This is a genomic window from Pseudomonas sp. Xaverov 259 (genome assembly GCF_019352915.1).
Lineage (GTDB): Bacteria > Pseudomonadota > Gammaproteobacteria > Pseudomonadales > Pseudomonadaceae > Aquipseudomonas.
Map to the genome: position 1 here is coordinate 218637 of NZ_JAAAFV010000042.1, position 9392 is coordinate 228028.

At 60.2% G+C, this 9392-nt stretch carries 7 protein-coding genes, 1 tRNA gene and 1 riboswitch; of the genes, 5 read left to right on the forward strand and 3 right to left on the reverse strand.

What is annotated here, in order from left to right:
* Window positions 1–73 precede the first annotated feature (73 nt).
* Window positions 74–268: riboswitch (cobalamin riboswitch) on the reverse strand.
* Between the two features lie 125 nt (window positions 269–393).
* Window positions 394–786: a YciI family protein gene (locus K0H48_RS19330; protein ID WP_219268732.1), complete on the forward strand. Its 393-nt coding sequence runs from the start codon at window positions 394–396 to the stop codon at window positions 784–786.
* Between the two features lie 148 nt (window positions 787–934).
* On the opposite strand, the gene K0H48_RS19335 is transcribed toward K0H48_RS19330, so the two are convergent.
* On the reverse strand, window positions 935–2326 hold the full coding sequence (locus K0H48_RS19335; protein ID WP_219268733.1) for an aldehyde dehydrogenase family protein: 1392 nt from the start codon (window positions 2324–2326) through the stop codon (window positions 935–937).
* A gap of 174 nt (window positions 2327–2500) precedes the next feature.
* Here K0H48_RS19335 and K0H48_RS19340 point away from each other — a divergent pair, with 174 nt between their 5' ends.
* Complete coding sequence (locus K0H48_RS19340) at window positions 2501–3373, forward strand: LysR family transcriptional regulator (RefSeq protein ID WP_219268910.1); 873 nt, start codon at window positions 2501–2503, stop codon at window positions 3371–3373.
* A gap of 109 nt (window positions 3374–3482) precedes the next feature.
* On the opposite strand, the gene K0H48_RS19345 is transcribed toward K0H48_RS19340, so the two are convergent.
* Entirely contained in the window at window positions 3483–3692 is a 210-nt protein-coding gene (locus K0H48_RS19345) for a hypothetical protein (protein WP_065911752.1), read from the reverse strand.
* A gap of 101 nt (window positions 3693–3793) precedes the next feature.
* On the reverse strand, window positions 3794–4990 hold the full coding sequence (locus K0H48_RS19350) for an amino acid aminotransferase (protein ID WP_219268734.1): 1197 nt from the start codon (window positions 4988–4990) through the stop codon (window positions 3794–3796).
* Window positions 4991–5333: 343 nt separating this feature from the next.
* Here K0H48_RS19350 and uvrB point away from each other — a divergent pair, with 343 nt between their 5' ends.
* The 3 genes from uvrB to K0H48_RS19365 all read left to right on the forward strand — a co-directional run bounded on the left by uvrB (window position 5334) and on the right by K0H48_RS19365 (window position 9243).
* Window positions 5334–7349: an excinuclease ABC subunit UvrB gene (gene uvrB / locus K0H48_RS19355; protein ID WP_219268735.1), complete on the forward strand. Its 2016-nt coding sequence runs from the start codon at window positions 5334–5336 to the stop codon at window positions 7347–7349.
* A 189-nt stretch (window positions 7350–7538) separates the two neighbouring features.
* Window positions 7539–9020 carry a glutamate--tRNA ligase gene (gene gltX / locus K0H48_RS19360; RefSeq protein ID WP_219268736.1) on the forward strand — a complete coding sequence of 494 codons (1482 nt, stop codon included), beginning with the start codon at window positions 7539–7541 and terminating at the stop codon, window positions 9018–9020.
* 147 nt (window positions 9021–9167) lie between these two features.
* Window positions 9168–9243: transfer RNA gene (locus K0H48_RS19365), tRNA-Ala, on the forward strand.
* Window positions 9244–9392: the final 149 nt, after the last annotated feature.

Genomic DNA, 9392 nt, shown 5'->3' on the forward strand with positions numbered 1-9392 from the left:
ACGGCTCGGAAACACACCTTTGAACGCTGCAGGTTTGCAGGGCGCGGATGTCCTTCCCGGACACCCCGCCGGTTAGTGATAACGTTTGGCCGGCAGGTCTCCTGACTGATGCGTCGTCGCCTCGCTCCGGCCTTCCCGGACGTGGTCCAGTGGCAGTGGGGAGCAGGCTCGGCACCTACAGTTGCGGGGGCAGTTTCGATTGGCGCGATGGTCAGCGCTTCGAATTCCCTATTAGTCCCGTTTGGGAACCGGCGCGGTATGGTAGTCGATTGCGGGGTGCGGGGGGAATTGGCGTCATTCCTGCGAAGAATAAGAGCTATGCCTTGGGCCTGCCTACTGCCCGCCGGTTCAGTTGGGGAATCCTGTGCTTTTGAAGGCCTAGAGAGGGTGCCCATGCAAACAAACCGGGTAACGCGCGAGCAAGTGCTTGAGGCGAGTAAGGGCATGCTGCAAAAGCAGTTCTATGTGGTGTTTTCAACGCCAACCGATGGGCTTGGCCCGGTGATGCAGAACCTGCCGATTCACCTTGAGCATCAATGCAAGATCGAGCGCGACGGTATCTTGGTCGCAGCAGGGCCGCATTGGAGTGACGATGAGCAGTATTGGGATGGGGAAGGCATGTTTGTGATTCGTGCAACGTCGATTGAGCATGCCAAGGCGATTGCCGCAGAGGACCCGATGCATCAGTGCGGTGCGCGCAGGTTTTCAATTCGGCCGTGGTTGGTGAATGAAGGGCGGTTGAATTTGAAGGTCGATTTTTCTACCGGCAAGGTCACAGTGGACTAATCCACACACACCGCAGATCAAAGGTGGGAGCTGGCTTGAGTGGGAGCGGGCTTGCTCGCGAATGCAGTCTGTCAGTTGACAGATTTGCCAACTGATACACCGCCTTCGCGAGCAAGCCCGCTCCCACAGTTGAAGGGTGTTGCCGGTTTTATTTGCGATCCAGCCACACGGTCTGCGCGTTGCAGAATTCACGTACACCGAAGTGCGACAGTTCACGCCCGAACCCACTCTGTTTCACCCCACCAAAGGCTACGCGCGGGTCGGACACGCTGAACGAGTTGACGAATACTGCGCCGGTTTCCAGTTGGTTGGTGATATCCCGCGCCTTCACCGAGTCGGTGGTGAAGATGCTCGCCGTGAGGCCGAACTCGCTGTCATTGGCCAGCGCTACCGCGTGGTCGGCATCGCGGGCGGTGATGATTGAGGCCACGGGGCCGAACAGTTCCTGTTTGAATGAGGTCATCTGGTCGGTCACGCCTGCCAGCACGGTCGGCTCGTAATAGTTGCCGGCGCCGGCGACTTTATTGCCACCGAGCAACAGGGTCGCGCCTTCTTCCAGGGTGGCCTGGACTTGCCCGTGCAGCTCATCACGCAGGTCGAAACGCGCCATCGGGCCGACGTAGGTGTCGGTCGACGTCGGGTCGCCCATCACCAGTTTGCGGCTGGCTTCGAGGAACTTGGCGGTAAAGGCTTCCACCACGCCTGCTTCGATGATCAGGCGCTTGGCGGCGGCGCAGACTTGGCCGCTGTTCTGGAAACGCCCAATTACCGCCGCTTGAACGGCGGCGTCGAGGTCGGCGTCGTTGAGCACGATAAACGGATCGGAGCCGCCCAGTTCCAGCACGCATTTTTTCAGCGCAGCACCGGCCTGGGAGCCGATGGCGATACCGGCGCGCACGCTGCCGGTGAGGGTGACGGCGGCGATGCGTGGGTCGGCGATGGCTTTCGACACGCCCTCATTGGTCACGTTGACCACTTCAAAAATACCTTCGGCGAAACCGGCTTTCTGGAATGCCTGCTGGATCAGGTAGGCGCTGCCCATCACATTCGGCGCGTGTTTGAGCACGTAGGTGTTACCGGCCAGCAAGGTCGGCACGGCGCCGCGCAGCACTTGCCACACCGGGAAGTTCCACGGCATCACGGCGAAGATCGGGCCCAGCGGGCGATATTCGATCTGCGCGCTGCCGTTATCCACCAGGGTCGGCTCCGGTGCGAGCATGGCCGGGCCTTGGGCGGCGTACCACTCGCTGAGCTGTGCACATTTTTCGATTTCGGCGCGGGCCTGGGCAATGGGTTTGCCCATTTCCAGGGTAATCATTTGGGCCATCTCTTCGGCTTGCTCGCGCAATGCACTGGCCAGGGCCAGCAGCAACTCTGCACGCTGGCTCACCGGCTGGCGGCGCCAGGTGCGGAAAGCTGCGGTGGTGCGGTTGAGGGCGGCGTCCAGTTGCGCCTCGGTTTCGTAGGGGTAGCTGGCGACCGTTTCACCGTTGGCGGGGTTGATCGACAAAGCGTGGGTCTGATGAGTAATAGCGTTCATGGCACCGTCCGGCTGAATGAGTGGAATGGGTTCAGCCTACGGGGGTGCATGTTTTCTGGAAACTGAATAATAATAAGTGATACGTTCTCGAATTGAGAATGGATGGACGCGGAGCGTCCTTGGCTGCATTCCCACGCAGAGCGTGGGAACGATCACATTTACGTGGAGAATGATTTGGACCTGGTGCAGCTGGAAATCTTCAAGGCCGTTGCCGAGCAAGGCAGCATCAGCGCCGCCGCGCAGTTGATTCATCGCGTGCCGTCGAACCTGACCACGCGTATCAAGCAACTGGAGCAGGATTTGGGCGTGGAACTGTTTATCCGCGAAAAGAGCCGCTTGCGCTTGTCACCCGCCGGGTGGAATTTCCTCGGTTATGCGCGGCGCATTCTTGATTTGGTGCAGGAGGCCCGCGCCACCGTGGCGGGGGAGGAACCTCAGGGCGCGTTTGCGCTTGGCTCGCTGGAGAGCACGGCGGCGGTGCGTATCCCGGCGCTGTTGGCGGCGTATAACCAGAAACACACCAAGGTCGAACTGGACCTGAGCACCGGGCCGTCGGGCACGATGATCGAGGGCGTGTTATCGGGGCGCCTGGCGGCGGCGTTTGTCGATGGGCCGGTGCTGCATGCCACGCTCGAAGGCGTCGCGGTGTTTGAAGAGGAGATGGTGGTGATTGCGCCGCTGCACCATGCGCCGATCACGCGGGGCCAGGATGTGGCAGGGGAGAGCATCTACACCTTTCGCTCGAACTGCTCGTATCGACATCACTTTGAGCGTTGGTTCTCACAGGATGGCGCGGTGCCGGGCAAGATCTTCGAGATGGAGTCGTACCACGGCATGCTCGCCTGCGTCAGCGCCGGGGCTGGCCTGGCGTTGATGCCGCGCAGCATGCTGGAGAGCATGCCGGGGTTTACGACGGTGAGTGTGTGGCCGTTGACGGACTCGTTTCGCCTGCTCAATACCTGGCTGATCTGGCGCCGGGGTACGGTGTCGCAGAGTTTGAACAGCTTTGTGAAATTGCTGGAGGAGCGCGGTCTGCAGGCGAAGTAGAACCAGTGTGGGAGCTGGCTTGCCTGCGATAGCGGTGTATCAGTTAAGGAGGTATCGGCTGGCCTGACGCCATCGCAGGCAAGCCAGCTCCCACATATTGATCGTGTGTTCAGCCGCCAAATTGCAGGGTGCCCATGGCCAGCTTGGCCATTATCGCCGTGGCGCCCAGTTGTACCAGCCACAAGGCCAGCCCACCCAGGAACACACCCAGTGCCACTTGCAGCACCAGGCTTTTCTGGCGCTTTGCCTGCGGCGGGCGCGGTGCGTAGTCATGCAGTTCGTCGCGGTCGGCGCGCAGGTCCAGGTCGTCGTTTCTCATAAGGCTCTCACAGCAAGGGGGCGTTCGGTATTCAGTCTAGTGGCTTGGCCAACAAAAAGGGGGAAGCCATTGGCTTCCCCCTTCGTATGACGCTGGCAGGTTTATAGAACCTGAACAATCGCTTTTGTTACCGCACCAATGTTCGACTGGTTCAACGCGGCCACGCAGATACGGCCGGTGTCGAGCGCGTAGATACCAAACTCGGTACGCAAGCGAGTGACTTGCTCAACGGTCAGCCCGGAGTAGGAGAACATCCCGCGCTGGCGGCCGACGAAGCTGAAGTCGTGGCCCGGTGCAGCCTTGGCCAGTTCGGCGACCATCTGCTCGCGCATGCCGCGGATGCGCAGGCGCATCTCGGCCAGTTCCGCTTCCCACTGGGCGCGCAGCTCCGGGTTGTTCAGCACTGCCGCTACGATCGCCGCGCCGTGGGTCGGCGGGTTGGAGTAGTTGGTGCGGATAACGCGTTTGACCTGGGACAGGATGCGCGCGCTTTCTTCCTTGGATTCGCTGACGATCGACAGCGCGCCCACGCGTTCGCCGTACAGTGAGAACGACTTGGAGAACGAGCTGGAGACAAAGAAGGTCAGGCCCGATTCAGCGAACAGGCGTACGGCGGCGGCGTCTTCGTGGATGCCGTTGCCAAAGCCCTGGTAGGCCATGTCGAGGAACGGCACCAGGTTCTTGGCCTTGATGACGTCCAGCACGTTCTGCCAGTCGGCCGGGCTCAGGTCGACGCCGGTCGGGTTGTGGCAGCAAGCGTGCAGCACCACGATGGACTGTGGCGGCAGGGCGTTGAGGTCTTCGAGCAGGCCGGCACGGTTGACGTCGTGGGTGGCGGCGTCGTAGTAGCGGTAGGTCTGCACCGGGAAGCCGGCTTTTTCGAACAGCGCCTGGTGGTTTTCCCAGCTCGGGTCGCTGATCGCGACGACGGCGTTGGGCAGCAGTTGCTTGAGGAAGTCCGCGCCGATTTTAAGCGCACCGGTGCCGCCGACCGCTTGGGCGGTGATCACGCGGCCAGCGCTCAGCAGTGGCGATTCAGCGCCGAACAGCAGCTTTTGCACGGCCTGATCGTAAGCCACGATACCGTCGATCGGCAGGTAGCCACGGGCGGCGTGCTGCGCCACGCGAATGGCTTCCGCTTCGGCAACGGCACGCAAGAGTGGAATCTTCCCCTCTTCGTTGCAGTAAACGCCCACGCCAAGGTTGACCTTGGTGGTTCGTGTATCGGCGTTGAATGCTTCGTTGAGGCCCAGGATTGGATCGCGTGGTGCCATTTCGACAGCGGAGAACAGGCTCATTTTTGCGGCAGCTCTATGGGGGAAGGGAGGGACGTGTCGCGCTCCAGCCGAATGCACTAGAGCGGTGCACAAACGGGGAGCTAGTATAGAGGCCATCCAGGCTCAGGGCGACAGCCGAAACGGCTTTTAGGCCAAGTTTTTCGGTTTATTTGCCCACCGTTAGTCTTATTGCAATATTGGTCAACGACGGCTGGTAGGACGATTGCCTTGAAACCCGCCACATTCGCCACCACTTCTACAGCTATCATGGTTTTTTCCTGCAACCTGCGAAGACTTTTCGCGGGTTGCTGAGCTATTTCGTCCCTGGCGGTGTTGAGTCTGGGGTGACTTCACGAGGTACGTTATGTCGGATTTCCAGCTCGTCACCCGTTTTGAACCCGCAGGCGACCAACCTGAAGCTATTCGGCTGCTGGTCGAAGGCATCGACGCCGGCCTGGCGCACCAGACGCTGCTCGGGGTGACCGGATCCGGCAAGACCTTCAGCATCGCCAACGTGATTGCGCAGACCAATCGCCCCACGTTGGTGCTGGCGCCGAACAAAACCCTGGCCGCGCAGCTGTATGGCGAATTCAAGGCGTTCTTCCCGAACAACGCAGTGGAGTACTTCGTTTCCTATTACGACTACTACCAGCCCGAAGCCTATGTGCCGTCGTCCGACACCTTTATCGAGAAGGATGCGTCGATCAACGACCACATCGAGCAGATGCGGTTGTCGGCGACCAAGGCGTTGCTGGAACGCAAAGACGCGATCATCGTCACCACGGTGTCGTGCATCTACGGCCTGGGCAGCCCGGAAGCCTATTTGAAGATGGTGCTGCACGTCGACCGTGGCGACAAACTCGACCAGCGCGAACTGCTGCGTCGCCTGACGAGCTTGCAGTACACGCGTAACGACATGGACTTTGCCCGCGCCACCTTCCGCGTGCGCGGCGATGTGATCGACATTTACCCGGCCGAGTCCGACCTGGAAGCGATCCGCATCGAGCTGTTCGACGATGAAGTCGAGAGCCTGTCGGCTTTCGACCCGTTGACTGGCGAGGTGATCCGCAAGTTGCCGCGCTTCACCTTCTATCCGAAAAGCCACTACGTGACGCCGCGTGAAACCCTGATGGGGGCGATCGAGGGCATCAAGGGTGAACTGGTTGAGCGCCTGGAATACCTGCGTTCCAACAACAAACTGGTGGAAGCCCAGCGCCTGGAGCAGCGCACCCGTTTTGACCTGGAAATGATCCTGGAGCTGGGCTATTGCAACGGCATCGAAAACTACTCGCGGTACTTGTCGGGGCGCGACTCCGGGCAGGCGCCGCCGACGTTGTTTGATTATTTGCCGGACGACGCGCTGCTGGTGATCGATGAATCCCACGTCAGCGTGCCTCAAGTCGGCGCGATGTATAAGGGCGACCGTTCGCGTAAAGAAACCTTGGTGGAGTACGGTTTCCGCTTGCCGTCGGCGCTGGATAACCGGCCAATGCGCTTCGACGAATTTGAAGGCATCAGCCCGCAGACGATTTTTGTCTCGGCCACACCGGGTAACTATGAGGCCGAACATGCGGGGCGCGTGGTTGAACAATTGGTACGCCCGACCGGCCTGGTGGACCCGCAAATCGAGATCCGCCCGGCGCTGACTCAAGTCGATGACTTGCTCTCGGAAATCACCAAACGTGTAGCTCTGGAAGAACGGGTGCTGGTCACCACGCTGACCAAACGCATGTCCGAAGACTTGACCGATTACCTGGCCGACCACGGCGTGCGCGTGCGTTATTTGCACTCGGACATCGACACCGTGGAGCGCGTGGAGATCATCCGCGACCTGCGCCTGGGTGTGTTCGACGTGCTGGTGGGGATCAACCTGCTGCGTGAAGGCCTGGACATGCCGGAAGTCTCCTTGGTGGCGATTCTGGATGCGGACAAGGAAGGTTTCCTGCGTTCCGAGCGTTCGTTGATCCAGACCATCGGTCGTGCGGCGCGTAACCTCAATGGTCGGGCGATTCTGTACGCGGACCGCATCACCGGCTCCATGGAGCGGGCGATAGGCGAGACCGAGCGCCGTCGCGACAAGCAGATCGCATTCAACCTGGAGCACGGCATTACCCCGAAGGGCGTCTTCAAGGACGTTGCCGACATCATGGAAGGCGCCGTGGTGCCCGGTTCGCGCAGCAAGAAGCGCAAGGGCATGGCCAAGGCTGCCGAGGAGAGCGCCAAGTACGAGAACGAACTGCGCTCGCCGAGTGAGATCACCAAGCGGATTCGGCAACTGGAAGAGAAGATGTACCAGTTGGCGCGCGATCTTGAGTTTGAGGCGGCAGCGCAGACGCGCGATGAGATTGGCAAGTTGCGTGAGCGGTTGTTGGCTGTTTGATTTTTCGCTAGCCGGCCTGGCCTCATCGCAGGCAAGCCAGCTCCCACATTTGATTTGTGAACACAGTCAAAATGTGGGAGCTGGCTTGCCTGCGATAGCGGCACCGCGGTCTGCCAGAACCCCCCGCGCTGGTGTTACCATTCGCCCCTTGTTTCAATTTTCAGTTTTATCGCCCATTCGAGACCTGCCATGACCACCGTCCGCACGCGCATTGCGCCATCGCCTACTGGGGATCCCCACGTCGGTACTGCCTACATCGCCTTGTTCAACTACTGCTTTGCCAAGCAGCACGGCGGTGAATTCATCCTGCGGATCGAAGACACCGACCAAGTGCGCTCCACCCGTGAGTCGGAACAGCAGATCTTCGATGCCTTGCGCTGGTTGGGCATTACCTGGGCAGAAGGCCCGGATGTCGGCGGCCCGCACGGCCCGTATCGCCAGAGCGAGCGCAGCGACATCTACAAGCAGTACACCCAGCAACTGGTCGACATGGGCCACGCCTTCCCGTGCTTCTGCACCGCCGAAGAACTCGACCAGATGCGCGCCGAGCAACAGGCCCGTGGCGAAACCCCACGTTACGATGGCCGCGCACTGCTGCTGTCCAAGGAAGAAGTGGCCCAGCGCCTGGCCGCCGGCGAGCCGCATGTGATCCGCATGAAAGTGCCGAGCGAAGGCGTGTGTGTAGTGCCGGACATGCTGCGTGGTGATGTCGAGATCCCGTGGGACCGCATGGACATGCAAGTGCTGATGAAGACCGACGGCTTGCCGACGTACTTCCTGGCCAACGTGGTCGACGACCACCTGATGGGCATCACCCACGTGCTGCGTGGCGAAGAATGGCTGCCATCGGCGCCTAAACTGATTCTGCTGTACGAGTACTTTGGCTGGGAGCAGCCGCAGCTGTGTTACATGCCGCTGTTGCGTAACCCGGACAAGAGCAAGCTGTCCAAGCGCAAGAACCCGACTTCGGTGACGTTCTACGAGCGCATGGGCTTTATGCCTGAAGCGATGCTCAACTACCTGGGCCGCATGGGCTGGTCGATGCCCGACGAGCGCGAGAAGTTCTCGTTGCAGGAAATGGTCGACCACTTCGACCTGTCGCGCGTTTCCCTCGGCGGGCCGATTTTCGATATCGAGAAGCTGTCCTGGCTCAACGGCCAGTGGCTGCGTGACTTGCCGGTAGAAGAGTTCGCCAGCCGTGTGCAGCAGTGGGCGCTGAACCCTGAGTACATGATGAAGATCGCGCCGCTGGTGCAGGGCAGGGTAGAGACGTTCAGCCAGGTCGCACCGCTGGCCAGCTTCTTCTTCGCCGGTGGCGTGAACCCGGACGCCAAGCTGTTTGAGTCCAAGAAGCTCTCCGGTGATCAGGTTCGCCAGTTGATGCAGTTGATCCTGTGGAAGCTCGAAAGCCTGCGCCAGTGGGAGAAGGACGCGATCACCGCGACGATCCAGGCGGTGGTCGAATCCCTGGAATTGAAATTGCGTGATGCCATGCCGTTGATGTTTGCCGCGATCACCGGGCAAGCCAGTTCGGTGTCGGTGCTTGATGCGATGGAAATTCTCGGCCCGGACCTCACGCGTTTCCGTCTGCGCCAAGCCCTTGATTTGCTTGGGGGTGTGTCGAAGAAAGAAAACAAAGAGTGGGAAAAGCTGCTGGGCGCTATCGCTTAAGCTGGCGGTTGTTACGGCGAAACCCCGGTTTTCCGGGGTTTCGCCGGTAAGTGATTGTTATCCCGGCAAAAAAGTTTGGAAATTGTTGAAAATAAATTTGACACACTTCCAAACCGCCATTAAGATTCGCCCCGTCCTCACCGATGAGGGGCTATAGCTCAGCTGGGAGAGCGCTTGCATGGCATGCAAGAGGTCAACGGTTCGATCCCGTTTAGCTCCACCAATTTTACAGGTTCAAGGTTCCGGCCACACCGTCCTTGAATCGATCAGTTCTCAGCGCTGATCAGTGTATAGAAGGTTTGTGTCCCCTTCGTCTAGTGGCCTAGGACACCGCCCTTTCACGGCGGTAACAGGGGTTCGAGTCCCCTAGGG